The sequence below is a fragment of the Bacteroidia bacterium genome (genome assembly GCA_040880525.1).
Classification (GTDB): domain Bacteria; phylum Bacteroidota; class Bacteroidia; order CAILMK01; family JBBDIG01; genus JBBDIG01.
The window spans coordinates 1-25623 of sequence record JBBDIG010000004.1 but is presented as its reverse complement, the minus strand read 5'-3'; the positions used below and the strand labels follow the sequence as shown (position 1 = coordinate 25623).

Here is a 25623-nt window from a genome sequence, read left to right as displayed (position 1 = left end):
ACACTGGCTGCAGTGCTACTTTTCCTCAAAATGGCCATCCCCAATTGACAGCTTATATTCATGCGTTTCAGTACGCCCATCCCAGGTAGTACCATGGGTATATTTATTAATATCCGTAAGGTCCAGATCCTCAATCATTACATAGGAAGTATCGAAGGTGTATAGGTGCATATAATGCAGTTTTTGCCGGAAAACACCGAAGCTCATCCCACCCAGCGCACCTTCAGCTGTATCAGAATAAATTGGAAGGAAATTGCAATTAAGGGGAATATTAGGTTCACAGCGAGGGACAATCATGGTGATGGTATCCTTGGATTCAGAAGTTACATATTCCATGATGACATCATAGGAAGCCCTGTTATTTACTGAAATAATATATCCTGTTTCGCGCTTGCAGGATGCAAATAGCGTTAAAGCAAACAGGAAAAGAAGAGGTGTTAAAAATGTTTGTTTGATCTTTTTCATTATATTAATATTGGTCATTACCGTTCAAATTTACATCTTGAAATTTAACGCATAAAATCTTTAGAACAGATAATTGCGGTTTTTATTCGCTATTTGAAATCCTGAGCATCAATTTATTCTTGCCAAAATCTATTACTGCCCGGTATCTCATCAGGAGATCACTCCCGATCACACCAGATACGGGTTGCATTCCCAGCGCCTTATAGCTCTTGTTCACCATTTCCAGGTCCAGTGCTCCCACCTCCAGGTCATACAAATCCAGTCTGCCCAGTTTGATATGCTCAATGTTTACCACGAAATTCTCAATTTCCGCTGAGCCGAGGCCGGTTGCTTTCACCTCATTAGCCTGAAAACTCTCATGGGCCAGGAGCGACCGTAATAAGCTCAGGTCGAAAATGGTTCGGGAGGCCCCGGTGTCCAGCAGCATGTGCCGCTCCATTCCATGAAGATTCACCTTCAGAAAACAGTGATACCCGCCATTCTCAATATCTATAAGCTCTAATGGAATATTTATTCTCTTCATAAAGAAAGGAGCAGGATCATTTCCAGAATCCCACTCCTTCTGTTTAATAGCTGAAAAATTTTGCGACTAATTGCTGTTGCGCATTTTGTCGTAAACCTGCATCACATCCCGCACGTGCCCTGCTGATTCCTGCAACAACTGCTGCTCCTCATCATTGAGATCAAGTTCGATGATCTGCTCTATGCCCTTGAGGCCGAGTTTCACCGGTACGCCCAGATAAATCTCTTTGAGTCCGTATTGGCCATCAAGCCAGGCACAGGCCGGTACTATTTTCTTCTGGTCGCGGACAATCGCCTCCACCATTTGTGCGGCTGCCGCACCAGGAGCATACCATGCCGAAGTGCCAAGTAGGTTAACGATTTCACCTCCACCTTTCTTCGTGCGCTCCACAATTGCATCCAGCCGGGCTTTCGCGATCAGCTCTGTTACAGGTATTCCGCTTACTGAAGTATAGCGGGGTAACGGCACCATAGTATCACCGTGGCCGCCAAGCAGCATAGCCTGAATATCCTTGGGCGAAGTACCAATTTCCTCTGCAAGGAAGGCACGGTAGCGAGCCGTATCCAGCACGCCAGCCATACCGAAGACCCGCTTACTGTCAATTTTGGCCGTAAGATAGGAGGCGTAACTCATCACATCCAGCGGATTGGAAACTATTATTATTATGGTATCAGGCGAATGCTCAAGCACACTTTTGGTGACGCCCTCCACTATTTTCGCATTTGTTTGAATGAGATCATCCCGGCTCATGCCCGGAGTCCGGGGCCGGCCAGAGGTGATCACTACGACATCTGAGCCGGCTGTTCTTGTGTAGTCGTTAGTGGAGCCGGTTATCCGCGTATCGTACGAGTTTATGGGAGCCGTTTCCCAGATATCCAACGCCTTTCCTTCGGCTGTCCCTTCTTTAATGTCTAACAATACAACCTCTGTTGCGACTTCTCTTGTGGCGAGTACATCCGCACAAGTGGTCCCGACATTCCCGGCACCAATTACACTCACTTTAATTCTTGACATGATTATTTTATAATTAAATGGAACGATTTGTTTCTGCTTAATTTATTTTTTGTTTGTAATTTGGTTTATTCAATTATTAATAAACCTCAATACATTTTTTACAAAAGATTAAAATTAGTTTTTTGATTAAATTTAATGTTAACTCCGGCTCGGGTTATCCAATATTAATTTCAGGAATTTCTCCTTCAACTATGAGCTTTCCCGAAGTTTTTTTCTTAATTTCTTCAACGCTTACGCCAGGTGCCCTTTCACGAAGATGAAATGCTCCATCAGCCACATCCAGCACCGCCAGTTCCGTGACTATTCTTCGCACAACGCCTTTTCCTGTCAGGGGCAGCGAACATTCCGGCAGCAGTTTGCTCTGGCCGTCCTTGCTGGTGTGCATCATCGCTACAATAATATTCTCAGTTCCCGCCACAAGATCCATTGCCCCGCCCATGCCTTTGATGAGCTTTCCGGGAATTTTCCAGTTGGCGATATCCCCGTTTTCCGCGACTTCCATCGCGCCCAGCACGGTGAGATCCATGTGTGCGCCCCGGATCATGGCAAAGCTTTCTGCTGAATCGAAGAGCGCTGAACCCGGAAGCGTTGTGATCGTTTGTTTGCCGGCATTGATCATGTCAGCATCCACCTCATCTTCCGCAGGAAATGGCCCCATGCCCAGCAAGCCGTTCTCGCTTTGCAGCACTACCTTTACACCTGCAGGAATATAGTTGGCCACAAGTGTCGGAATGCCGATCCCTAAATTCACATAGTACCCATCCTTTAGCTCCTGAGCTATTCGTTTTGCAATGCCATATTTATCCAGTGCCATACTATTAGTTTAGTTTTATTACCAAATTGACAATTATTACCAATTTATAAATTTTAACATTTATGCTTAAACAATTTCAAAATGCCACCTCTGGATTATTGGAAAAATGAAAAACTGAATCCTCTTTTAAAGAAAGCTAAATTTCTACATGGACTAATTTCCAGATTCACGTATGGTCCTTTGTTCAATCCGTTTCTCATAGTTTTTGCCCTGGAAAATGCGCTGAACAAAAATGCCTGGGGTATGAATAAAATTGGGATCAAGCTCACCGGGTTCAACCAGCTCTTCCACTTCTGCGATGGTAATTTTTCCTGCCATCGCCATGGATGGATTAAAATTACGGGCGGTTCCTTTATAGATAAGGTTCCCGTAAGCATCACCTTTCCATGCCTTTACAATTGCAAAATCGGCAGTGAGCGCCTGCTCCAGAATGTATTGTTTCCCATCATATTCCCGCACCTCTTTTCCTTCAGCTACCTCGGTTCCAAAACCGGTGGGTGTAAAGAAGGCAGGAATTCCGGCTCCTCCGGCACGGCATCGCTCGGCCAGCGAACCTTGCGGAATCAGGTCAACTTCCAACTCCCCGCTCAGTAATTGCCGCATAAACTCCTTGTTTTCGCCCACATAGCTGGAGATCATTTTCCGCACCTGATGCTGTTGCAACATCAGGCCAATGCCAAAATCGTCAACTCCTGCATTATTGCTGATACATGTAAGATCGCGAATGCCCTTTTTTACGAGCGCGTTTATGCAGTTTTCAGGAATGCCGCAAAGGCCAAAACCGCCAAGCATCAGCGTCATCCCATCCTTTATACCTTCGATGGCTGCGGCTGCATCCTCATAAATTTTATCCATAAGTTCAGGTTCGTTTTCGGCTGCCAAGTTAAGGCTTTCCGAAAGGGCTGCAAAAACCGGTTAAGGGATTTGCATATTGCCCTCTTCCATCCAGCGATGCATTGTAGCCTTTAATTCAGGCGCTTTGTCCAGCGATATTTTTCCTGCCATCAGCAGCTTTAGTTGCCTTCGTATCTGGGCTTGCGCATAGAGATGTTTTTCTTCATCCGTTTCAGGCTCCACTTCCGGTACTGGCAAAGGCCGGCCAATATCACTTATGGCCACGAAAGTGTAGTACGCTTCATTGCACTTATAGCTGGTGCCGGTACTGAAATTCTGAGACCACACCTGGATATGCACTTCCATAGAGGTATGAAAGGTGCGGACAACCTTGCTTTCCAGCGTTACAACATTGCCCAGCTTAATAGGCTGGCTGAAGGAAACATTATTGACCGCAGCCGTAACGCAAATATTCCTTGCCAGTTTTTGGGCAGAAATGGCGGCAGCAATATCCATCCAGTGCAGCAGGCGCCCGCCCATCAGGTTTCCGAGCGGATTGGTATCATTCGGTAAAACAAGCTCATTTACTGTGGTAAGTGTATCAGAAACTTTCATTTTCTTAAATAATAATTTTAAAATGACCGGAAAGGTCTGGATTCATTGTTTAATTCAATTCCAGTTATTCTCAAAAAATCGAATCAAATTTGGTTTAATGCTTTGATCATTATCCACGCTGAAATGCCGGATTCAACAAATTGGCTGCTTTGCGGCAGGCGAAATCCCGGTATTCCATGGCGGCTATGGCCGTGCAAATATCTCCCATTCTTCGGGATTTGAAATATTCTGTTGGTGCAGGAGTTTGTGATATGGCCTTTTTTCCCTGGTAAACTTTTGATAGGCACAAGAACACGAGAGCCGCCAAAATTTTGAGATAAAGAAACTTTTGCCCTACTTTGCCGGGCGCACCGAACGGAGGAAGAAGCTTTAAAGAAAATCAGTGGTAAGCCGCCAGTTTTTTGAAAATTCAATTAACACCGCCAGCCCGGTTTCCTCTTAGCTATGCGCACATAAATTAAGAAGACCAGACATTAAAGAATATGACGATGATGGAAACAGTGAATATCTGCCCTGTTTGTGACGGGAAGGATTTCAGGCAAAAATATAAAGCCAGGGATCATGTGGTGAGCGGTGAAACCTATACTGTTGAAGAGTGCTTGTCATGCGGCCTGCTGCTCACCAACCCACGGCCCGCCAAAGACGCGATAGGGCCGTACTACATGTCCGAGAATTATATGCCTCATTCTCCTGATGACGGAGGATTGATCGGTAATCTTTATAAAATGGTAAGAGTCTTTTTACTGTGGAGAAAGCAAAAAGTGATCGCATCAAACCTGGCGGATAAGCAATCTTCAAATACCACTATTTTGGATATTGGTTGTGGAACGGGAGAGTTTCTCAACAAATGCAAGGAGAGCGGCTGGAAAACGGTTGGTGTAGAGCCTGTGGCAGATGCACGAAAACATGCGAAAGATACTTTTGGCCTCAGCGTTTTCGAAGAAGTGGAGCAGCCGGAAGTGTCAAAGCAATTATATGATGCAATTACGCTTTGGCATGTGCTGGAACATATTCATGATGTAAATGAAGCCATTGAGAATATTTATAAATTACTAAAAAATGATGGTTTTGTTTTAATTGCCGTTCCTAATTCTTCTTCTTCAAACGCTAAAATTTATGGCGATTATTGGGCGGCTCTGGATGTTCCCCGCCATATTTATCACTTTAATCCGTCATCCATCCAGAAGCTGATGGAGAAACATGGATTCTCGCTTTCTTCAATTCAGCCAATGCCAATGGATGCCTTTTATATCTCAATGCTGAGCGAACGCTACCTGGGAACAAAACTCGGTGCGGCCAGGGCTATTTTGAACGGTTCTGTTTCAACTTTGAGTGGAATGCTGGAAACCGAAAAATTCTCCTCCCTGGCTTACATTTTTAGAAAATCGGACTTCAAGCATTCTTAATATGTTAATGATGAATATTAATTTAAGATAAAAATAAATCTTCTATCATTGTTTTAATATTCAGTTAAAAAAACGAAAATCCCGGGCTGTAAAAAAACCGATGAGCTACAATACTGAAGTTGCAGACCTTATGTTTTCGCTTTTTTAAATTCAATCCCGATTCCCACCAGGAGGAAAAGCAACAGGGCTATGGAGGAAGCCATCGCAACGTTGCCCGCTATCTCCACAGTTTGGGGCTCGAATTTAAATTCGATGGTGTGCTCTCCGGCAGGAATGGTCATGCCACGCAAGATGTAATTAACACGGGCATGCGGTACTTTTTCGCCATTTAAATAAGCCTGCCACCCAATATCGCTGTTGTAATATACCTCCGAGAATACCGCAAACTGGGGAGCCGTGTTGTTGCTTGTATACTTAATGTAATTGTGATGGTACGTTTCAAGGTTGATGTTTGAGGTTGGGCCCGGTTCCGGATCAAAACCCTGGTCCACCACATTATTAAATCGCTTGTCAATAACGGCTGTATTGGCAGGGTCAATTGTTTGAATTGCAGCTATTTCTTCATCCGCATTCTCAGCCCAAATCAAGTCGTCAACGTACCAGGCTGCGCCAAGCGTATTATTATTCTGAACCACGCCTTCGGCAGTTTGGCCGGTGATGATATACTTGGTGTTAAGCATATTCAACGCACTGGTATTTTGAAATCCGGATTCATTAATTTTTTGAATATCCGGAGAGATGGCCCGCTCAATAAACTCCTGGTACCGCAGCAATTTTGCGCCATGATATCCACCCACACTGTTGTGCCAGTAGGAAGTAACGGCATCGTTGAAGGGGCTGGTGGTAAGATTCAGCACACGGTAATGCTTGCTGTCGTCCTGTAGAATGCGCTCATCAGCCGCAGTTTTGGTAAATTCCTGCGTTTGCTTCCTTTCGGTAATGAAATCATCATCACTGAAATATCGCTTATCTACCATCCACAGATCCACGGTTGCCAGCAGTCCGATGGCCGCAAAAGCCATTTTCATATTGAGCTTATCTGCGATGTAAGCCCAGGCAGCCGCAGCAGCCGCAACTACAAAAAACAAAGCCCGCCATGCATCCCTGCTAAGCATTGAGGCGCGGTCTTCTACGATGGTTTTGGCGAGCCATTCCGGTAATTGTGCATCTCTGGCCGTGGTAAAATCCAATAATGTTCCACCCAACAAAGCGAAGAAAAGAATTATTCCACCTACAATATAAACACTGTATTTCAGGTATTTAATAAATTCCTTGGTTGAGTGCCTTTTATAGTATAATTCATTTAAAGCCAAAGCGCCCATTAAAGGAACCGTTAGTTGAACAATAACCAATGCCATTGAAACCGCCCTGAATTTATTGTAGAGCGGAAGATATTTGAACATCAGGCTGTTAAAAGTCTCGAAATGCTTGCCCCAGGCGAGGAGAATAGCCAGGATGGTCGCAATCACCACCCACCATTTTACCGGTCCTTTAATCAGGAAAAGGCCCAATACAAAGAAGAATATCATCACAGCTCCAATATATACAGGCCCGGAGGTAATCCTTTGTGGTCCCCAATAAGTAGGAAGCTGCTCTATGATATTATTGGCATTGGGTACGTTTTGCTGCCTTAGAAATTCATACGTTGCCGATTTCCTGCTCAGAGCGCTGGATGATGCGCCTCCCATAAAATTTGGAATGATCAGGTTAAAAGTCTCGGCAATGCCATAACTGTATTCCATGGCATATTCCCAATCCAATGCTGCAACATCCCGGCTGTCCTCCTGCGTAAGCTCAGACGTTCCGCGAATGGTTTCTGCTCCGTACTCTTCCGTAACTGCCAGGTTGGTAAAATTGGCGAGCGCTCCCAGTCCTGCCGCTACAACCAGAAATCCCACGGACTTCAGGAAATCCACGATCTCCTCTCGTTTGTAGGCATATATTAGTTCCACAATTCCTATGATCATAGTAACAAGAAAGAGATAATACGTGATCTGAATGTGGTTGGTTTTTATTTGAATGGCAAGGGCAATTCCTGTTAATGAGGCTCCAATGATTTTATGCGGGGAACGCAACGTAAACAGTATTCCGGCTAAAACAAAAGGCGCAAATGCAATCGCATACGATTTGGTAATGTGCCCCGCTTCAATAATAATAAGATTATAGCTTGAAAAACAAAAGGCAATGGCGCAAATCGCTGCCACCCATTTATTCACACGGAGGGAAAGGAGCAAGAGATAAAAGCCCAGCATGTACAGAAACAGCGAGTTTACCGGGCTGGGAAAAGTCTTGATCAGAGCGATCTGGATGTATTTTATGCCCCACAGATCTTTCTCATAAGGAAGATATATCTGGTATGCCGGCATTCCACTGAACATCGCGTTGGTCCAAAGCGTCTTTTCGCCTGTCTCTTTATTGAATTCCTCCATTTGATGATAGGCGCCCCTCCATTGCTTAATGTCGTGCTGGCTCAGCACTTTGCCTGAAATCACCGGAAGAAAGTAAATATACGATAGCAGGATAAAACCCAATACGACAAGGAGGTGGGGAAGAATGTCTTTCTTGAAATTTAATTTTTTCATACGTCTCCGGGCTTCATGGATGGCGGCAAAGATATAGTTTTGAACTATACAAGCTAAGCCTTACGAAACGTCCTTTTGTACGCTTTTCTTGTCGGTATCAGGGAACAGCTTTCCTACCTTGCGGAAGAGAATGCCCGGCCCGGCATGCTACAAACCGCTAAAAACTGCACCGGGATGAAGCGTTGGCTATTTCAAGTGGAAATAGCACCTTTACAAAGAATTCAATATACTCCTATGACCAATGATGAAAAAGAAATATTGAGAGAAAAGATCCAGAAGAAAATTTCAAGAACCGAAAAATACATTGTGGAACTTGAAGAGCTGATAAAACCCATCCCGCCTGAAAATGCTATTGGCCGTGTTTCGCGCATGGATGCCATTAATAACCGCAGTGTGAATGAAGCAACCCACAGAGAAGTCCGCAACAGGCTTGCGGCCCTGAAGGAAGCTCTTGAGGATATTGATAAGTCCCATTTTGGGAAATGTGTAAAATGCGGAAACTCAATCCCAATCCAGCGGCTGGCCCTGGTTCCCGAAAGCAAGCGGTGCGTGAAGTGTGCCTGATTTTATTAGGTTGTAACTTTATTACCGTTTAATATGAATATTGGATTTTTACTCATTTATAACATAAAAATTAATAGGAATAAAAATTTTGCTTTGCTTTAAATTCTTATAGCATCTGGCATTGCTTCGAAAAAATTAAAACCAGTATTTAATAATAAACTAAAAACCGATTGAAACCCCGGTGAGGAAATGTCTGGGAGCAAGATACCGCGCGGGGTCATCAGGGGGGAGATTTGAGGAACGGGGATCACGGGGATCCACAAACCGGGGATCGCGCCAGTTCTGCGGAACATTGTCCCCGGCTTCATAGGCTCTGCCCGTAACAGGATTCACGATCTGCGTATTACGATAGTTCAGCACATTCGTAATCTCCAGCAGCCAGGAAATCCGCATTCCCTTAAGTTCCCACCATTTCTGCAGGTTAAGATCAAGATTGACCCATGGATCACCCAGCAATGAAAACCGAGCTTCCGGATCATTTCACTTCATACACAGGCCGCCCGCTGAATGGCTCATTGCCGGTAAATTCATAAGGCGTATAGCGCCTGCCCGAACGGAAATTTCCTTCGAGGTAAAACCGGAAGTGGTTCAGTAAACCCCAACCGAAAAGCCCGGTATCCTGATCCACAGTAAAGATCGAATTCATTTTAATGTCCCAGGGCCGGTCCCAGGGAAGCGGAAATTCACGCGTTTCTTCGCGATTGCCGGTATTGAGAATATCCCCCAGTGCTTCTGAAGCGGAAGCACTTTGTCCGGTGGCAATCGTGTAGCTCACTGAAAGCTGGCCGCTGAACCATTGGCCTATCCGTTTCAGGTAGGAAGTCTCTATACCGCGAATCCGGGCATAATCAGAATTGATGCGCATGGTGCGCGAAACCTCCCGGCCGGTTACGTCCACAATATCAATGGAGGAAGAAGTAATAAAATCGTATTTATCTTTCCAGAATGCGGCTACGGTTAAGGCATCATCAGAGGTGATCTGCGATTTCAATCCCAATTCATAGCTGATGTCGGTTTCCGGATCCAGGTTTGGATTGCCCACAAATGAGAGCGTGGAGCGATCAGTATATAGCGGATTGAGGCCGGTATAAACAAACGAAGGATGGGGCAGTACCATAGAATGGCCATAATTAAAATACATCACCTGGTTTTCCTTTATGGGAAATGATGCGGAAATTTTGGGCAGCAGCCGGGCTTTAAAACGCTTTCCCAGAAAACGTGTGGTTTCCTCACGGTAAGCTTGCCGTATCTCATCACGGATGGGTGAGTTGCTGTTTTCCACTGCATCGTCTACAAATTGCCCGGGAAACCAGTATTCGAGGCGGGCGCCTGCTTCGGCAATTAACCCCTGATACTTGATTTTATCCGAAATATAAAATGCGCCTGTTGCGGGCGTAACCTGCCACAGATCGCTGATCTCGCCCAGGCGGAATGTCTGCGAAAAGCTGCCGTCTGCAAGTTCAATAGGTGCTCCAATCCAGGGCTTGGTAACGTCTACCCATCGCAAATCCTGGAGCTTGACTTCCGTTCCGAAGGTAAGTTTGTTCAGCGTATTCTCACTGTAGCGAAAACCATTTAAACGCAACGTGTATTCTTCCACACGGTGGTCATGCCACAGCGTACTGATCCCGTTATTATTAAATAATCCGGGCGCAGCCATCACAAAAGCCACAGAATCATCCGGGTTGAAATATTCTACAGGAAACGTGACGATGGATTGCGGATCGAATTCAGTGTTCACCACCTCAGGGCGCCAGGGCCTGCCGTTGGCATCACCGCGCAGGTGTACAAAAAAGCGGGAAAGCGTGGCCTGGTAGGAGAATTTGCTATTAATAGTATGGGCCCAATTCACGATCTGCATATTCGCATCATGGGTAAAGGTGCTGGCATTATCGGGTTGCAACATAAAAGGGAACTGGAATCCGGGATTATAGGGGAGATCATTGCCGGTGATCCGCAGCATGTTCAGGTCTTGATTGATGGTAAGCGATTTCATGTACGTAGCCGTAATGCGCTTTTTCGGAGTAATGTCGTAGTTCATCTTTACCAGCGCAGACCAGGAATTATCCTGATAAGGGGCCACATTCACGTCAGGATAAAGGGACGAAGTAAGTTGGCTGGCAGGATTGGGCAGGTAGGTGTCATTAAGGTCGAAACGCAGAGAAGTATGGAAACGCAGCCGGTTCTTCAAAACGGAATTCAGGACTTTGACAGGGCCGCCAATATTCGCTTCAAAAACCTGCTGATTAAATACGGATTCCCAGTCCCTGTTAAAATTAAAATTATCCCTTTTGTAAAGAAAATTGGCCGAGAGCTTATCGCCACCGGCACGGGTTCGCGTATTTACCACGCCAGCGGTATTGTTGCCATATTCAACTCCGGAGCCGCCCGTTGTAATCTCCAGTTGACTGATGGAATTGGAACCGAGATCCAGCCCGATACCATTGCCTGACAAAGGATCTTTGGCTGAAACGCCATCAATAAAAAACCCGGTTTCATAAGTTCTGCCCCCTCTGATGTGCAAACCTGTAGGAGAATTCTGCACGCCTGCCTGCGTATTGAGGATCTGCTCAATATTTCTTGCAGGGGCAGCTTCAATATTTTCGGTGCTTATGGTGCGCTCAGTTTGTCCCTGCTCTACGTCAATCAACGGTTTTTTGCCAATAATTACGACCTCTTCCCCAAATGTGAGGGCGCTCATCTTCATCTGCACATTGATGGTTTTTTGTTCGCCAGGCTCAAACCTGAGGCCGGTCATCACCAACTGCTCGTAACCCATATAGCTGAATACAAGATCATACGTTCCGGATGAAATATCCCGGATCTCATATTTGCCGTCAATATCAGTGATCTCACCTTTTGTGGTACCCTTAAAATAAACGTTGGCTCCAATCAGGGCTTCCGCTGTTTCTTTATCAGTAACCTTTCCTTTTAAGGTAGCATCCTGTGCCTGAATAGCCGATGCCACCAACAGAAATAACGGAACCAAAAATAAACCCTGGCGCAAACCCTTAAAATCAAAATCCATCAAATTCATGTATTAAAGTAATTCCATCACTCCCTCACTAATCACTGCTCACTGCTCACTGTTTCACTACAAGAAGCGATCAATGTATCCAGTGGCATATTGGCTGACCAGGTATCACCGATTGCATCTTGTCTTCGCCAAATCTCGCCCAGGTCGTGTAGTGGTTCACCAGCCATTTCTTCCCTGATTCTGCCAGGGTCGCCCTGGAGAAGGTAAGTTTTCCCGTCAGCATGAAAAAGCACGGCATATGAAAGACACTCCAGGTGGCCTTCCTCTACCGTAAATGGCCATGCACTGCCGTACATTTCTTTCGTTACAGGGTCACCGTGAGGAGAACAGGATGACAACAGCAGAAAAAGAAGCAGCAAGACAAAAGGCATTTTCATCCGTCAAATATAGGGTGCGTAATAGCCTTGGGTAAAAATCGCTTCCATGATTTTTTACATTTTTTAAGATTTGATAAAAGAACCATTGCAGAACTTCCCGCCCTCGCCTTTGGAACTTTTGCTAAATAATACAAGTATTAACTTCGCCCACAATTTTTCAATCAACCATGCAATACCTTTATTTCCTGCGGACGGCTGCCATTTTCATTTGTCTCCTTGTTTTTGGTCCTCCGGCAGTTGCGCAAGAACGGCTTTCTCTTCAGGAGGCAATTGATTTTGCGCTGGAAAACAACATTACCCTTCAGCAGGGTGCGTTGAACCTGGAGCGAAACGAGTGGGACGTGAAACGGGGCTATGCCAACTATTGGCCTACGCTCAATGCCAATGGCCGTCACAACTACAACTTCGGACGAACCATTGACCCGCTGACAAATCTCTATGTAACGGAGCGCATCCAAACCAATTTTTTCTCGCTGAATTCCGATCTCATCCTGTTCAATGGATTGAGCAACCTCCATAATCTGCGGCAAAGTAAGAATGCTTATATCAGTGGAGAATATACCCTGCAAGACCTGGAGCAGACCATTATGCTGGATGTGGTTTCCATGTATCTTCAGGTGCTAATGAGCCACGAGCAGGAGAACAGGCTAACGAAACAACTGGAAAGCACACAATATCTGCTGGATCAGGCAATGGTCCGAATCAGGGCAGGCAGCGAAAACCCGGTGCGTGAGCTGGAGCTAAAGGCTACGCTAAGCACCAATGAATCGCTCCTCGTGGAGGCGCAGGCCAATCGCGAACAGGGCCTGCTTAGCCTGAAACGCTACATTAATATGGATCTCTCCCGCGAGATAGAGCTGGTGCGGACAGAGATCCCGGATTCGCTTGATCCTTTTGAGGAAGCGGATATAGCTGAAGTATGGGAAAATGCGGTAGCCCGGCAACCGGAGGTGCAGGCAGCCTCGTTTCAGGAAATCGCGGCATTCCACAGCTTTAAGGCGGCTCAGGCAGGGCTGTACCCGCGCCTTTTCCTCAATCTCTCGCTAAACTCCGGCTATTCTTCTAATGCGCGGGACATTGATATACTCGGAGTAAGAACCGATACGATCGGCCAGGTGCTGGGCTCCTCAGAATATGTGGTAACAGAAGCACCGGATGTAGCTCTGGTCACATCAGGTTTCGGTAATCAGCTTGCGGATAACTTTGGCCAATCTGTGGGATTCTCCCTTTCCGTGCCCATATTCAATAATCTCCAGGTTCGATATAACATGCAAATGGCCCAGATCAACAGGCGCCAGGCGGAACTTGAATATGACCAGATTGTGGTGGATGCGAAGAATAAAATTTACCAGGCCTACAATGATATGCGGCTCTCTTTCAGGAAGTATGTGGCTGCACGAAACCAGTACCTGGCACAGGAAGCACTGATGCGCCAGTCCCAGGTTCGGTTTGATGAAGGACTCCTCAGTTCTTTTGACTGGAATATCATGCAAAATGATCTCGTCACCAGTCAGGCAGATTTTCTCCAGGCGAAATACGAATATCTCTTCCGAACCAAGATATTCGACTTTTACCTCGGAAAGCCAATCACATTACAATAATTTTAATGGCAACGAAAAATTCAAGTCTGCTCTGGAAAATTTTGATCCCGCTGGTGCTGCTCATCGTGCTGGCGCTGGTTCTTAAAAGAACTGGCGTGATCGGAGATGGTGATGCCGTAGAAGTAGAACTGGATACTGTGCAGGTTCGTACCATCATAGAAACCGTAATGGCCAGTGGCAAGCTTCAGCCGGCCACCGAGGTAAAGATCTCTGCTGATGTTTCCGGTGAGATTATCGAACTCCCGGTAATAGAAGGCCAGCAGGTAGAGAAAGGCCAATTGCTGGTGCGCATCAATCCTGATATTTACCAGTCAAATGTGGAAAGGACCAGGGCCAGCGTAAACAATGCACTGGCAAACCTTGCCAGCGCACGGGCCCAGCTTGCCCAACAGGAAGCGCAGTTTCGCAATCGTGAGCTTACTTATAACCGCAACAAAAAACTGATTGAGCAAAATGCCATTTCGCAGTCCGAGTTTGAGACTGCCGAAGCGGATTATGAAATTTCCAAAGCTCAACTTCAGGCTGCAAAAGAGGCCGTGAGCGCTGCCGGATACATGGTGAAGAATGCTGAGGCCGGGATGAGAGAAGCGCAGGACAACCTGAAGAGAACTACTATCTATGCACCGGTATCCGGAACAGTTACTTTATTGGCAGTAGAATCAGGCGAGCGGGTGGTGGGAACCACGCAGATGCAGGGTACGGAAATGATGCGCGTTTCACAGCTTGGCGCAATGGAAGTAAAAGTAGATGTAAATGAAAATGATATTATCCGTGTACAAAAAGGAGATACCGCAATAATTGAGGTGGATGCCTTTCCTGATGAGCAGTTTACCGGGGTAGTTTCAGAAATTGCAAACTCTGCACAGACGGAAGGAATGTCTCTGGATCAGGTAACGAATTTTGAAGTAAAAATACTGGTACTCGCCCGGAGCTATGCACACCTCGTGGATACACAACATTCTGAAAATTCGCCATTTATGCCAGGAATGTCAGCAGTAGTGGACATTCAGACAGCTAAAAAGGAGAACATCCTCACCGTACCCATCATGGCAGTTACCACATATATTCCTGATGAAATGACGAAAGACGATGGCGAGTCTGAAGAAAAGGGCCAGGATAAAAAGGTAGCGATGCGGCAGAATAGGCAAGAAATCGTTTACCGCTTTGAGGATGGAGAAGCGAAAAGGCAGATGATCAAAACAGGAGTGCAGGATGATGAGTTTATCGAGGTTATAGAGGGACTGGCTGACAAGGATGTAATTATTGCAGGGCCGTATGCAACCGTAACCCGCATATTGAAGGACGGACAAAAAGTAGAAATTGAAAAAGAAGGGAATTCGCGATAGCAACAGCACAACCGTAGCAGTAGTAGGCAACGGCTCGTGGGCAACCGCCATTGTAAAAGTACTTACCCTGAAAGGCCTCCAGGTGAGGTGGTGGATCAGGCGGGAGGAAATGGCGGAGTTCGTCAGCGATCACGGCCATAATCCGCATTACCTCAGCGCAGTGCATTTGCCGATACAGCAGTTAACGATCAGTACTGACGTTTCAGAGGTTGTGAAAAAAGCGGAAGTTGTGGTATTCTGTGTGCCATCATTTTATTTCCTCAAAACCATTCAGAAGCTGGCACCCGCGGAGTTGGATGGTAAAGTCATCGTATCAGCCATTAAAGGAATGGTGCCGGGCAAGAAACAGCTTATTTCCACATATTTAAATGAATCATATAAAGTGGATGAAAACAGGCTGGTGGCTATTACCGGTCCCTGCCATGCCGAAGAAGTTGCCGGTGAAAAACTCTCCTACCTCACATTTGCGTCAAAAAATTTAGCCGTAGCGCAGGAAACAGCGGCTTTGTTTAACTGCCGTTTTATAACCAGTACAGTGAGCGAAGATATTGAAGGTACAGAGCTGGCGGCCGTGCTGAAGAATGTTTGTGCCATTGCAAGCGGGATATGCCACGGGCTGGGTTATGGCGATAATTTCCAGGCGGTGCTCATTGCAAATGCCATGAAGGAAATTGAAGCGATGCTGAATGCCGTGTATCCGCACAAGAGAAATATCCTGGATTCTGCCTATCTGGGCGATTTGCTGGTAACGGCCTATTCCCAGTTCAGCCGCAACCGAACTTTCGGCATCATGATCGGCAAAGGCTACAGCGTAAAACATGCACAGATCGAGATGGATATGGTGGCAGAAGGATATTATGCGGTAAAACCATTGTTTGAATTAAATGAAAATTACAAGGTAGAAATGCCTATTCTCACTGCAGTATATCATATTCTGTATGAGAAAATTGCCGTCCCCATCGAAATCCGGCTGATGGCAGATAAATTCAATTAATAAGCCCCTCAGTAAGCAGGAATCGCCACAAATTCTTCAAATTCGCCCCTATGAATAAACTGATACTTTCTCTCTGTACGGCAGTCATTGCTTGTTTGCCTGCCCTGGCACAAACCGAAGGCAGCGTATTTTCAGCCGCAGGCCGGGGTGGAGTAGCCACCACTTTTGTTACTGATTATCAGTCCCTCGGCATCAATCCTTCCAACCTGGGCTGGAAGACTAAGAAACGATTCAGCCTTGGCATTGCAGAGTTCGGAGTTTCGCTTTTCTCCACGGCAGTTACCCGGCAGGAGCTTTACGACCTCACCCGGGAAGAAAGCAATTTGGGCCTGGATACCGTATTCAGCTATTCCAGCAAAAAAAGATTTGCTGATAAATATGGGAACAGTTTAAATGCAGTAGGGGGCGACATAAATATAATTTCCCTGTCTTTTCAATCCAAAGGATTTGGTGGTCTGGCGATTGGTGTAAGGGAGCGGTTGTCTGGAAATTTTAAGCTGAACCAGACGATGGCCGAGATATTCTTCCGAGGCTACAACGCACCTTACTTTGATTCCGTGGTAAGCCAGAATTTTGATACAGTCGGCTATGCAAGCCAGGGAAACCGGAAGCGTTTGTCAGAACTTGCCGATGACAGCCGCATCAGTTTTGGCTGGGCGCGGGAATTTCATGCTGCTTATGGGCGCAAGATTTTCGGGGACGAAGACTTTTCGCTTTTTGCCGGGGTGGGCGCCAAATATGTCCTCTCGTATGCCTATGTAGATGTGCGGGCCAGGGATGGAGAACTCACCGCTTTTGGTGGCCTGGCCAATCCATTTGAATTGGAGGAAGACGTTGCTTTGCGGTTGCTTCACAACGAGGAAGCCATTGGCAGCGGTTTCGGCATTGATATAGGCGCTTCCATAAAAGTGAAGGAAAAGCTGACGATTGGTGCCTCCGTCAATGAAATCGGGCAAATGACCTATAAAGGCGATTTGTTTAAATTACAGGATACCTTTCTCACGAGCATTCGTTCTAATGGTTTTAACAATGCCAATATTTTTAATGAAGCCATTGAAGCCGTAAGCCGGGATAGTTTATGGAGCCGTGATACAATTTCAAAAGTGCAGGAAAGCCTCCCCACGCATCTCCGGGTGGGCGGCAGCTACAAGTTTTCTGACATGCTGGAGGTGGGTGTTGATTTTATTCTTCCGTTCAATGAGGTGCCTTTCAGCCAGCTAAAACCCTGGGTGAGCATAGGCGGAGATTTTGCCCCCGTTAGCTGGTTCATTATTTCTTCCGGGTTCTCTACCGGAGGCAGTTTCGGCAGCAGTGTACCCTTTGGTTTCCGTTTCAATGTGGCAGACAATTGGGAGGCCGGCATCTCCACACGAGATGTGCTGACGCTGGTGGAGGATGAAAATCCTCATATTTCCCTTGCCGTTGGTGTGCTCCGGTTTAAGTTTTAATTAATTAAAAAGCTAAATAATTAAATACGCTTAAATATTAAAAAGCAGAAATGAAGGAACTGATAGAAAATGCATGGGAAAACCGCGACCTGCTAAAGGAAGAAAAAACAAAGGAAGCCATCCGGGCAGTAATAAATCAACTTGATAAAGGAAAACTTCGGGTGGCTGAACCGGCTGGCGGAGAATGGCAGGTAAATGAATGGGTGAAGAAAGCCGTGATCCTGTTTTTCCCTTTGCAGCAAATGGAAAAAATAGAGGTTGGGCCTTTTGAGTTTCATGATAAAATTCCTTTGAAGACAGGATACCAGGAACTGGGAGTGAGGGTGGTGCCCCATGCTATTGCACGCTACGGCTCGTATGTAGCAAAAGGCGTGGTGATGATGCCTTCTTATATTAACATAGGAGCTTACGTGGATAGCGGAACGATGGTAGACACCTGGGCTACGGTTGGCTCATGCGCGCAGGTAGGAAAGGATGTACACCTGAGCGGAGGTGTGGGCCTTGGAGGTGTGCTGGAACCGGTGCAGGCTGCGCCCGTAATCATTGAGGACAACTGTTTTATAGGTTCCCGCTGCATTCTGGTAGAGGGCGTGAGAATCGGAAAGGAAGCCGTTCTCGGAGCCAATGTGGTAATCACCGCATCCACCAGGATAATTGATGTATCAGGAAAGGAACCTGTGGAGCACCGGAGTATGGTGCCTCCGCGCGCTGTTGTAATTCCCGGAACAATGCCCAAGGAATTTCCCGCGGGGACATACCAGGTGCCTTGCGCATTGATCATTGGCCAGCGCAAAGAATCTACTGACCGCAAAACGAGCCTCAACCAGGCCTTGCGGGAATATAACCTGGCAGTTTAAATGGAGCTTACTTGAATATCGGATTTGACGCCAAACGGTTTTTTCATAACCGGACCGGACTCGGAAACTACAGCCGTACATTGGTTCAAAATCTGGCAGCCCATTATCCTGACCATCAATATCATCTTTTTACGCCATCTCTCCCGGCCGGGGCAGCGCCTCTTCCCGGGAATATTAAGATTCATCAGCCACAGTGGGGCGGCAGGTTTTTCTGGCGATCCTTCGGAATTTGGCAGGATTTAGCGGCAAGCGGCCTGCAACTTTATCATGGACTGAGCAATGAACTTCCCTTCACTTTTCCCCGTGCCGGAATTCCCGGAATCGTTACGATCCATGACCTTATATTCAAATATTTTCCATTGCAGTATGGAACCCTGGACCGGAATATCTACGACATGAAATCGCGACTGAGTTGCAAAACTGCTGATCGGATTATCGCAACGAGTGAAAGTACCAAGGCGGATATTGTAAGATTTTATAAAACAGATCCGGCTAAAATCACAGTGATTTACCAGGGTTGTTCCCCGGTTTTTTACGAAAAAACAAGTGAACTGTTTCGAAATTCAATTCTGAAAAAATATCGGATTCCTGCGGATTTCATTTTATATGTGGGTTCCGTTATAGAAAGAAAGCGGCTTCTTACCGTGGTGAAGGCGCTGCAAATTCTAAAGGGCCGGCAGGAAATACCGCTGGTTGTGGTAGGCAGAGGACAAAAGCAATATCTCCAAAAGGTCCGGGATTTCGTACTGAAATACAACTTAACGGGCCAGGTATATTTTCTTCATGATGTTCCGGCTTCGGATCTTCCTGCGCTGTACCAGCAGGCGGCAGCCTTTGTTTATCCCTCCGTTTATGAAGGTTTCGGCATTCCAGTGCTGGAAGCGATTGCGAGTCAAACGCCCGTCATTACCGGCAACCGTTCCTCACTTCCTGAAGTAGGCGGGCCCTATTCGCGCTACGTTGATCCGGATAACCCGGAAGAACTTGCCCACGCGATAGAAAATACATTTTCTGATTCGGCAGCCACAAAGGAAAGCGTATCAAAAAGCCTTAATTTTGCCAAGAAGTTCCAACCCTCCCAACTCACAAAGCAATTGCTGTCACTTTATCTGGAGATTACAAAGGAACGTCTAAAATAGAGGGAAATATTTATGGAGTTTTTAACCGACATGTGGGACTTTTTGAAGGAAAGGAAGAAATGGTGGCTCATGCCAATCATCGTCATTCTGCTTCTCGTTGGGGTCTTAATAGTAATTGGCGGGGGTTCTGCCGCTGCCCCATTTATTTACACCCTTTTTTAAGACGGTAAGGGTAAGCCTGGCTTCCAGCTGGACAATCCACAGCAGCAGAAATTGCAGGTATAAACTAAGTGAATCTTTGAGCCTTTGATCCTTTGTGTCTAAAAACCTCTACGCACCGGGTAATAAAAAAGTCATTGTGAAGCTTAGTGCCTTCGAGCCTTAGTGTCTAAAATCCCCTACCTGCATTTTCTGTAAAAATTTTCAATAGCCTCATGAAAATCAATGAGAAAATAATCTTCAATGCTTTTGTGGGTTTTAATGGAATTATAGGTTCTGAAGATCATCTCCACTTCCTCTGCTGGCACTTTTGACTTTATACTAATATTTTTTATTAAATCCTTATCCAGCCGTTGCGTTGAAATATGGTAATGCCTCCGGATATAAAGTAGGAAATGTTTCATTTTTTGCAGCGCCAGGTTGCGATGGTTTTGCTGCTGGTAATAAAGATTGCCGATAGACTCCACGAACTCCAGGCTGGTATTGGTATTCGGCTCCAGGAGCGGAATGATCTTTTGCCTGCGCCTGGCCTGGAACATTGCATAAAGCAATAACATCGAAAGGAGCACATACCATCCCCAGCGCAAACCATCCTCACCTAATATATACGCCAACGGACTTTCTGAAATTCGCTGGCCGCCAGATGGACGAACCACATTCAGCGGGCGGTTGTCCCAGATTATATCACCTTCAGGAAAATATGCCAGGGTCTTTTCAACGTATTCCTTCCCACTGCTGCGCAGCAAATGGTAGTTGGTAAACATGAGTGGCGAGGTATGGATGAGGAACCGCCCTTTCCCGTAAGGAACACTATAAAAATTGATGTAACTCTCATTAAAGCGGCCCAGTACACTATACCCGCTATCAAAACAAGTTTCTTCAGGATCAAAGTATTCCCACCCAAATTCCCTGCTTCCATACCGGCTTTTAAATTCAAATAAATAAGACTCTTTATTTTTTAATTCAGTAGAAGAAAAGTTTGCAAAAATATTTTTTCGGGTGATGAATGGATAGCCGGAGACGTTGCAGGATTCTTCCAGAAGTTCGTCAAGCAAATGGACGGGAAACTGGAACGCATAGATAAAGACCGTATTTCCTGCGGCAACAAACTCCTTCACCGCCACCACTTCCAGGCTGTCAAAATAGGTTTGCCTTTCAGAGAGAATGAGCGTGGACGGAACAGATACTTTTTCCAGGCGCAGGCGGTGGTCCAGCATATCTTCAGAAATTACGAAGTCATGCTGCGGAAAATAGTTTTTCAGCAATTCCACCAGCACGTGAGTTCCGTACGGATCTTTGCTTTCAGGGTTCAAATGTATTTGCCAGGAATGTTTTTGATTCGAGGCAGATCCCAGGTAAAATACACCCAAAAGAAGCAGTACCAGGCCAATGCCCGCCAGGATGATATTACGGGTGCTCATCATGCCGCTGTCCCCTCCTTCACCTGCCTGATAAATGCCTCGAACTTTGCGCTGAGCCGTTCATACGTTTCAAGGGGCAACTTGGCATTTCCATACCAGTAGCGCTCAAAAATCAGCGTAAGCTCCCGGAAAGTCTGATTGCCGTTGCGGCTGCTTGTTTCCCGCAAATAGTCGAAGTTGGTTTTTTCACGCTTCCAGGTTATCCAGCCTTTTTCGGAGAGCTGGCGAATAAGCATGAGATAATAAATACGCAAAGCCTGCCTGGTGTCACCTGCTGAGAGGGCCTTTTTCAGCATCGCTTCCAGGGGTGCTTCATGCGGATTGTCTGGTTGCAGTATGCCGCCCATTGTTTCCTGTGCCCGCAGCTTTTTATTTGCCGGGCCTCCAATGCGGCTAATGGTGCGGACAAGAATGAAAATAAGCAACCCTGCAATCAAAAGGGCCACAAGGATCTGAAAGGAAGTGACAACTCCCTGAGGCAGTGATGTGGTTCGCTGGACAGTCTTGGTGCCGGTTTCTGCATCCGGTTGTTCTTCAGTTCCATATTCCAGGCCCTCCGTAGCTTTCCTGTACTGCGCATTATCAAATGCCTTTACGGGGCCGGGATCGGGCGTTTCTGTTTCATAAAAATCCAATGCGCGTTCAGCCTCTTCATATTCTACTTCTTCAAATTCGGAATTCTCAAGCTCCTCAAATTCTTCCTCTTCTTCAATAAATTCCTGTGCAGCCACCGCAACAGGTTTTATGATTAAAATAATTAATACGAAAAAAATAAATAACGGATTTTTCATATTTTATTTTCCATTGGCTTTTTTATCATTTCCCAGTTGGGCAATTTGCTTCAGCAGGTTTTGTGCGCCATCGGCCTCAGCCATGCTGTAGTATTGAATTCCGAAACTGAAAAACAGCAGCGGCAACAAAAGACCGAAAACAAGGGAATAAAGAAAAGAAAGGAAATATTGCAGACCGTTCATGATTACCGCTGGTTCAAGCGGCAGATTCCAGCTAATTATATCAATAAGGAGGAATAATATAGGGCTGATCATAACGGACATAAAGATAAGGCACAACAACAAGATGACAAGGAACAGCGCATAGGTTTCAATGCCATAGCCAAATGCAATGTTCACCGTGCGCCACGGGTCGAAGCGCTCTTCAACTCCCTGCCGAAACCACACAAGCAGCACCGGACCTGCCAGCACGGCCATGACCATCCACGCAAAAACCGGCAGGAAAAACAAAGCCTGAAACAGAGCACTGATGATCACCATTTTCCAATAGTGGCGAATAAAAAAAGGAATGAACCCAGGAGACTGATCCTGTCCGCTCCACTTGCTATGTTCTCTGGAGATACACCAATGTACCGTAATGGCCAGTAAAGAAAATGCCAGTACATTGAGCGGAAAAAGCAATGGATAGTTTGAAAAATCAAAGAAAAAATTACTTAGCCGGACGGCCATGAATGTAATAATATTCTGAATTGAAAAATTTAAAATTACCGGGCGGAAGCCTTCTGTATAAATAATTGAATGAGTAATTGTATAAATAATGGAAATAATTAAAACTGCAAACATTAAAGGTTTAAAATATTTGCCATATAAAATAAACGTTTCAGTAAATGCTGCGCTGGAGTTTCTGATAACGCTGAAATCAGTAACATGGGGCTGTTGTGGCGGCAGGCGGTCTTCATGGTCTTTTTGTGCAAAGCCGCTACGCGACCGCCTCCAGGGATAGTATACGAAATAGCCAAGCACAAAAGCCAGGGAAATCAGGATAAAGATGCCCCGCACAAGGGCAGGTGATTCCGTGAATCGAGTGAGCACACTTTCTATTATTCCGGCCAGCACAATGATGGGAACAATGCCGGCCATGATCTTCATGCCTCTTCGGGCGGAGATGAGAAATGCCTGCATCCGGGAGAGCGTTCCAGGGAAAAGCAGGCCTTTGCCCAGTACAAGGCCCGCACCCCCGGCAATTACGATTGCAGAAATTTCCAGCGTGCCGTGCAGCCAGATGGTGAGAACAGACTCCATTCCCACAGCATGCTGAAAGAAGAAACACTGGAAAGCGCCTACCATAATGCCGTTGGTGAGCAGCACGCCCACAGTTCCAATAGCGAACACAACGCCCATTACGAAAGTGAGAAATGCAACCTGCAGGTTATTTTGAATGATCATGAGCATCATTTCGAACATATCGTGACTTTTGTAAACGGCCATCGGGTCGCCCTTTTCGATATTCTCCAGGGTCATATTCACGTAATTATCGCCAAGGATAGAGCGCACAAAATCAGGATCGTTAGTGCTGGAAAGCCAGCCGATGAGAAAAGAAAGCAGGAACATCAGAAAGGAAAAGATCAGCTCTCTGCGCGATTCATACACGGTATGCGGCAAATCCTCCTGCCAAAACTCCACGATGCGGCTGCGCGTGGCTTTTTTGTTTTTATAAATGGAGTGATATACCCGCTGTGCCAGTCCATTCAGGTAGTAGCGCACAGAGCGGTTGGGATAGAAAGTACGGGCATAAGAAAGATCATCCGTCACCTGGATGTATAGGTTGCTGAGCTTGTCAGGATCTTTCTCCTTTTTGTCCAGGATGTCCTCAAAACTCTGCCATTTCTCCTTGTTCTGATTTATAAAAGCTGATTCCTTCATGCTGCGCTTTTGCAGCGGTAAAAATAGATAAAATGCAACCGGAATCGTGCGTTTTCAGGAAGCGGCTGATCAGCCCTGGCCATCCTAAAAGTTAGCGCGCATTTAGCGAAGCGTAATGCGGGCGGGCCAAGATTTCAAGCTTCAGACTAAGAAAATTGCAGAGGTATTGGACTGGTAATAAAAGGCAAAATTCAATTAAATTATTTCACGCTTATTGTCATTCCGGAATTTCGTTTTTCACGAAATGTCCGGAATCTCCTGCGCGGGTGCCTGCTGTTGCTCTTTCTGCATAAGTTTCCGCAATGCAGAAGATTCCCGCCTTCGCGGGAATGACAGAACAGTATTATGTCTGTCCGGGCCATCTCATTGGCATTCATGTAATCTTTCATAAATGCCCAAAGCTATGCATACCTTCAGTTTGCGCGCTGGTATGAAAGTTTTGCTGAAGGTAAAATTAATAGAGTAGAATAGGATTGGGGCTTGGAAGAGCGCCAAGGCACGCGTTACGCTATCGCTAAACGCGCGCCAACGGGAACTGCTTCCCGGATATTAAACCCTACCTCTCATAGATAAACACCCCATTCTGAATGATTACAGTATCCTCGTCAAAAAGATCAGTGATCTCGCCATGGAAGGTGCCCTTCAATGATGTGGAGGTGTTCACGTCCACTATGATGCTGCCTGATATTGGGAAGCTGTAAGAATCGTTGCCGTCAACATAAGATAACATAACATCATCATCCACCAAATCGAAAGTGCCGGTGCCATCTTCAGGAAAGATCACCTGAAAACTGGTTCCATCGGATGATTTCTGAGCATACATCTGCTTATATCCGGACGTGGTTGCCACAACTCCCGGGGCTTCCCAATGTTCTCCGTCTATGGTTACAGATAAATTGCTATTCCGCTTAGGTTCGGGATCATCGTCCTCCTCTTTAGCGCAGGAGAGTAGTGTAACACAAAAGGCGAGAAACAATACCAGCGGCCATTGCAGGCGAAAAGGAAAGATCGTTTTCATATCTAAGTTTAAATTGTTTGGATTACAAACATAATGTTGAAAGACTATTAATCATCCATAAGGAATAAAATAATAGGAAATATGGCGCACAACGGCTACTTTACTTCATTCAACAAAAACACAAGAAATCCAGGTAGCTGAATTGCGGTAGATCGCCAACCATGCATCATGGGAAATAAAAAAACCGGCTACGTCAAACTCCTTAATTTTTAAGATGAGCTTGGGTGCCGGTTCTGATTTTATGGTAAACTGTACAATCCCTGCAAAAGCGCGTTACCGCGAATAAAGCAAAACCCCGTTATCAATCGTCAGCGTGTCGTCTGCAAAATGAGAAGCAATCTCGCCCTGGAAAGTACCTTTTATTTCATCAGAGGTGTTGGTTTCCAGCGTAATCATACCGGAGACGCCAACGCTGTAAGGACTGGTTCCGTCATCAAATAGAAGCGTAGCTTCAGATGTGGCCAGGTCAAAATTGCCAGTGCCTTCCTCTGGGATGAAAAGCTGGAAGCTGGAGGAATCAGAGGTTTTGAGCGCATAAATCTGCTTGCCCCCGGATACTGCCACGCTGGAAATTTTGGCTTCCCATTCCTGGCCATTTACGGTTGCGGATATTTTGTTATCAGCCACCGTAGGTTCGGGATCGTTGTCGTCATCGTCTTTGGCGCACGATGCCAGCATCAGGCACATTGTTAAACATAGCACTAAGGACTGGTAACGAAATAATCTATACAATATGAGGCTTGATTTTATAATTC

The 25623-nt window shown here is 45.9% G+C and carries 24 protein-coding genes; 9 read left to right on the top strand and 15 right to left on the bottom strand.

Annotated features, from left to right (window positions below; translation table 11 throughout):
* Positions 1-15: 15 nt before the first annotated feature.
* From WD077_00750 to WD077_00725, 6 genes are all read right to left on the bottom strand, one after another.
* Positions 16-465 (bottom strand): hypothetical protein, encoded by a 450-nt coding sequence (locus WD077_00750; protein ID MEX0965740.1) that lies wholly within the window; start codon positions 463-465, stop codon positions 16-18.
* Between the two features lie 82 nt (positions 466-547).
* Complete coding sequence (locus WD077_00745; GenBank protein ID MEX0965739.1) at positions 548-988, bottom strand: aspartyl protease family protein; 441 nt, start codon at positions 986-988, stop codon at positions 548-550.
* A 66-nt stretch (positions 989-1054) separates the two neighbouring features.
* On the bottom strand, positions 1055-1993 hold the full coding sequence (mdh, locus tag WD077_00740) for a malate dehydrogenase (GenBank protein MEX0965738.1): 939 nt from the start codon (positions 1991-1993) through the stop codon (positions 1055-1057).
* Between the two features lie 163 nt (positions 1994-2156).
* Positions 2157-2816, bottom strand: a complete 660-nt coding sequence (locus WD077_00735) for a 3-oxoacid CoA-transferase subunit B (protein MEX0965737.1) — start codon at positions 2814-2816, stop codon at positions 2157-2159.
* Between the two features lie 153 nt (positions 2817-2969).
* On the bottom strand, positions 2970-3671 hold the full coding sequence (locus tag WD077_00730; protein MEX0965736.1) for a CoA transferase subunit A: 702 nt from the start codon (positions 3669-3671) through the stop codon (positions 2970-2972).
* A 60-nt stretch (positions 3672-3731) separates the two neighbouring features.
* Positions 3732-4265 (bottom strand): acyl-CoA thioesterase, encoded by a 534-nt coding sequence (locus WD077_00725; protein ID MEX0965735.1) that lies wholly within the window; start codon positions 4263-4265, stop codon positions 3732-3734.
* A gap of 488 nt (positions 4266-4753) precedes the next feature.
* Here WD077_00725 and WD077_00720 point away from each other — a divergent pair, with 488 nt between their 5' ends.
* Entirely contained in the window at positions 4754-5671 is a 918-nt protein-coding gene (locus tag WD077_00720; protein MEX0965734.1) for a class I SAM-dependent methyltransferase, read from the top strand.
* Between the two features lie 128 nt (positions 5672-5799).
* Here WD077_00720 and WD077_00715 read toward each other — a convergent pair whose 3' ends face one another.
* Positions 5800-8253, bottom strand: a complete 2454-nt coding sequence (locus tag WD077_00715) for a hypothetical protein (protein MEX0965733.1) — start codon at positions 8251-8253, stop codon at positions 5800-5802.
* Between the two features lie 75 nt (positions 8254-8328).
* On the opposite strand from WD077_00715, the gene WD077_00710 reads away from it, so the two are divergent.
* Positions 8329-8817, top strand: a complete 489-nt coding sequence (locus WD077_00710; protein ID MEX0965732.1) for a TraR/DksA C4-type zinc finger protein — start codon at positions 8329-8331, stop codon at positions 8815-8817.
* A 159-nt stretch (positions 8818-8976) separates the two neighbouring features.
* Here WD077_00710 and WD077_00705 read toward each other — a convergent pair whose 3' ends face one another.
* The 3 genes from WD077_00705 to WD077_00695 all read right to left on the bottom strand — a co-directional run bounded on the left by WD077_00705 (position 8977) and on the right by WD077_00695 (position 12231).
* Complete coding sequence (locus tag WD077_00705; protein MEX0965731.1) at positions 8977-9210, bottom strand: hypothetical protein; 234 nt, start codon at positions 9208-9210, stop codon at positions 8977-8979.
* Positions 9211-9292: 82 nt separating this feature from the next.
* Positions 9293-11845 carry a TonB-dependent receptor gene (locus tag WD077_00700; GenBank protein MEX0965730.1) on the bottom strand — a complete coding sequence of 851 codons (2553 nt, stop codon included), beginning with the start codon at positions 11843-11845 and terminating at the stop codon, positions 9293-9295.
* 41 nt (positions 11846-11886) lie between these two features.
* Positions 11887-12231 (bottom strand): DUF2511 domain-containing protein, encoded by a 345-nt coding sequence (locus WD077_00695; GenBank protein ID MEX0965729.1) that lies wholly within the window; start codon positions 12229-12231, stop codon positions 11887-11889.
* A gap of 167 nt (positions 12232-12398) precedes the next feature.
* On the opposite strand from WD077_00695, the gene WD077_00690 reads away from it, so the two are divergent.
* The 7 genes from WD077_00690 to WD077_00660 are packed head-to-tail and all read left to right on the top strand — an operon-like array spanning position 12399 to position 19778.
* A complete protein-coding gene (locus WD077_00690) occupies positions 12399-13832 on the top strand; it encodes a TolC family protein (protein ID MEX0965728.1) in 1434 nt (477 codons plus the stop codon).
* 5 nt (positions 13833-13837) lie between these two features.
* On the top strand, positions 13838-15178 hold the full coding sequence (locus WD077_00685) for an efflux RND transporter periplasmic adaptor subunit (GenBank protein ID MEX0965727.1): 1341 nt from the start codon (positions 13838-13840) through the stop codon (positions 15176-15178).
* Positions 15153-16172 carry an NAD(P)H-dependent glycerol-3-phosphate dehydrogenase gene (locus WD077_00680; protein MEX0965726.1) on the top strand — a complete coding sequence of 340 codons (1020 nt, stop codon included), beginning with the start codon at positions 15153-15155 and terminating at the stop codon, positions 16170-16172. The genes WD077_00685 and WD077_00680 overlap by 26 nt, the downstream gene beginning before the upstream one ends.
* 50 nt (positions 16173-16222) lie before the next feature.
* A complete protein-coding gene (locus WD077_00675; protein MEX0965725.1) occupies positions 16223-17620 on the top strand; it encodes a DUF5723 family protein in 1398 nt (465 codons plus the stop codon).
* A gap of 50 nt (positions 17621-17670) precedes the next feature.
* Positions 17671-18477, top strand: coding sequence for a 2,3,4,5-tetrahydropyridine-2,6-dicarboxylate N-succinyltransferase (locus tag WD077_00670; GenBank protein MEX0965724.1), 807 nt, complete (start codon positions 17671-17673; stop codon positions 18475-18477).
* A gap of 11 nt (positions 18478-18488) precedes the next feature.
* Positions 18489-19616 (top strand): glycosyltransferase family 1 protein, encoded by a 1128-nt coding sequence (locus WD077_00665; GenBank protein ID MEX0965723.1) that lies wholly within the window; start codon positions 18489-18491, stop codon positions 19614-19616.
* Between the two features lie 12 nt (positions 19617-19628).
* On the top strand, positions 19629-19778 hold the full coding sequence (locus tag WD077_00660; protein ID MEX0965722.1) for a DUF5989 family protein: 150 nt from the start codon (positions 19629-19631) through the stop codon (positions 19776-19778).
* Between the two features lie 176 nt (positions 19779-19954).
* Here the strand turns inward: WD077_00660 and WD077_00655 are convergent, their stop codons facing one another.
* The 5 genes from WD077_00655 to WD077_00635 all read right to left on the bottom strand — a co-directional run.
* On the bottom strand, positions 19955-21199 hold the full coding sequence (locus WD077_00655) for a DUF4350 domain-containing protein (GenBank protein MEX0965721.1): 1245 nt from the start codon (positions 21197-21199) through the stop codon (positions 19955-19957).
* Positions 21196-21987 carry a DUF4129 domain-containing protein gene (locus tag WD077_00650; protein MEX0965720.1) on the bottom strand — a complete coding sequence of 264 codons (792 nt, stop codon included), beginning with the start codon at positions 21985-21987 and terminating at the stop codon, positions 21196-21198. Before WD077_00650 ends, WD077_00655 begins: the two co-directional genes overlap by 4 nt.
* Before the next feature lie 3 nt (positions 21988-21990).
* Entirely contained in the window at positions 21991-23850 is a 1860-nt protein-coding gene (locus WD077_00645; GenBank protein MEX0965719.1) for a stage II sporulation protein M, read from the bottom strand.
* Between the two features lie 556 nt (positions 23851-24406).
* The gene (locus WD077_00640; protein MEX0965718.1) at positions 24407-24868 is read right to left on the bottom strand and encodes a DUF6252 family protein; all 462 of its coding nucleotides are present in this window, start codon (positions 24866-24868) and stop codon (positions 24407-24409) included.
* Positions 24869-25141: 273 nt separating this feature from the next.
* Positions 25142-25623, bottom strand: a 482-nt coding sequence (locus tag WD077_00635; protein MEX0965717.1) for a DUF6252 family protein, incomplete at its 5' end; no start/stop codon positions are given.

Excerpts from the sequence above, each read along its gene's own strand:
- WD077_00660 (MEX0965722.1), top strand. The coding sequence starts at position 19,629 with ATGGAGTTTTTAACCGACATGTGGGACTTTTTGAAGGAAAGGAAGAAA.
- WD077_00685 (MEX0965727.1), top strand. The coding sequence starts at position 13,838 with ATGGCAACGAAAAATTCAAGTCTGCTCTGGAAAATTTTGATCCCGCTG.
- WD077_00645 (MEX0965719.1), bottom strand. The coding sequence starts at position 23,850 with ATGAAGGAATCAGCTTTTATAAATCAGAACAAGGAGAAATGGCAGAGT.
- WD077_00650 (MEX0965720.1), bottom strand. The coding sequence starts at position 21,987 with ATGAAAAATCCGTTATTTATTTTTTTCGTATTAATTATTTTAATCATA.
- WD077_00705 (MEX0965731.1), bottom strand. The coding sequence starts at position 9,210 with ATGCGGATTTCCTGGCTGCTGGAGATTACGAATGTGCTGAACTATCGT.
- WD077_00670 (MEX0965724.1), top strand. The coding sequence starts at position 17,671 with ATGAAGGAACTGATAGAAAATGCATGGGAAAACCGCGACCTGCTAAAG.
- WD077_00720 (MEX0965734.1), top strand. The coding sequence starts at position 4,754 with ATGATGGAAACAGTGAATATCTGCCCTGTTTGTGACGGGAAGGATTTC.
- WD077_00675 (MEX0965725.1), top strand. The coding sequence starts at position 16,223 with ATGAATAAACTGATACTTTCTCTCTGTACGGCAGTCATTGCTTGTTTG.
- WD077_00695 (MEX0965729.1), bottom strand. The coding sequence starts at position 12,231 with ATGAAAATGCCTTTTGTCTTGCTGCTTCTTTTTCTGCTGTTGTCATCC.
- WD077_00715 (MEX0965733.1), bottom strand. The coding sequence starts at position 8,253 with ATGAAAAAATTAAATTTCAAGAAAGACATTCTTCCCCACCTCCTTGTC.
- WD077_00690 (MEX0965728.1), top strand. The coding sequence starts at position 12,399 with ATGCAATACCTTTATTTCCTGCGGACGGCTGCCATTTTCATTTGTCTC.
- WD077_00700 (MEX0965730.1), bottom strand. The coding sequence starts at position 11,845 with ATGGATTTTGATTTTAAGGGTTTGCGCCAGGGTTTATTTTTGGTTCCG.
- WD077_00745 (MEX0965739.1), bottom strand. The coding sequence starts at position 988 with ATGAAGAGAATAAATATTCCATTAGAGCTTATAGATATTGAGAATGGC.
- WD077_00640 (MEX0965718.1), bottom strand. The coding sequence starts at position 24,868 with ATGAAAACGATCTTTCCTTTTCGCCTGCAATGGCCGCTGGTATTGTTT.
- WD077_00735 (MEX0965737.1), bottom strand. The coding sequence starts at position 2,816 with ATGGCACTGGATAAATATGGCATTGCAAAACGAATAGCTCAGGAGCTA.
- WD077_00750 (MEX0965740.1), bottom strand. The coding sequence starts at position 465 with ATGAAAAAGATCAAACAAACATTTTTAACACCTCTTCTTTTCCTGTTT.
- WD077_00730 (MEX0965736.1), bottom strand. The coding sequence starts at position 3,671 with ATGGATAAAATTTATGAGGATGCAGCCGCAGCCATCGAAGGTATAAAG.
- WD077_00725 (MEX0965735.1), bottom strand. The coding sequence starts at position 4,265 with ATGAAAGTTTCTGATACACTTACCACAGTAAATGAGCTTGTTTTACCG.
- WD077_00655 (MEX0965721.1), bottom strand. The coding sequence starts at position 21,199 with ATGATGAGCACCCGTAATATCATCCTGGCGGGCATTGGCCTGGTACTG.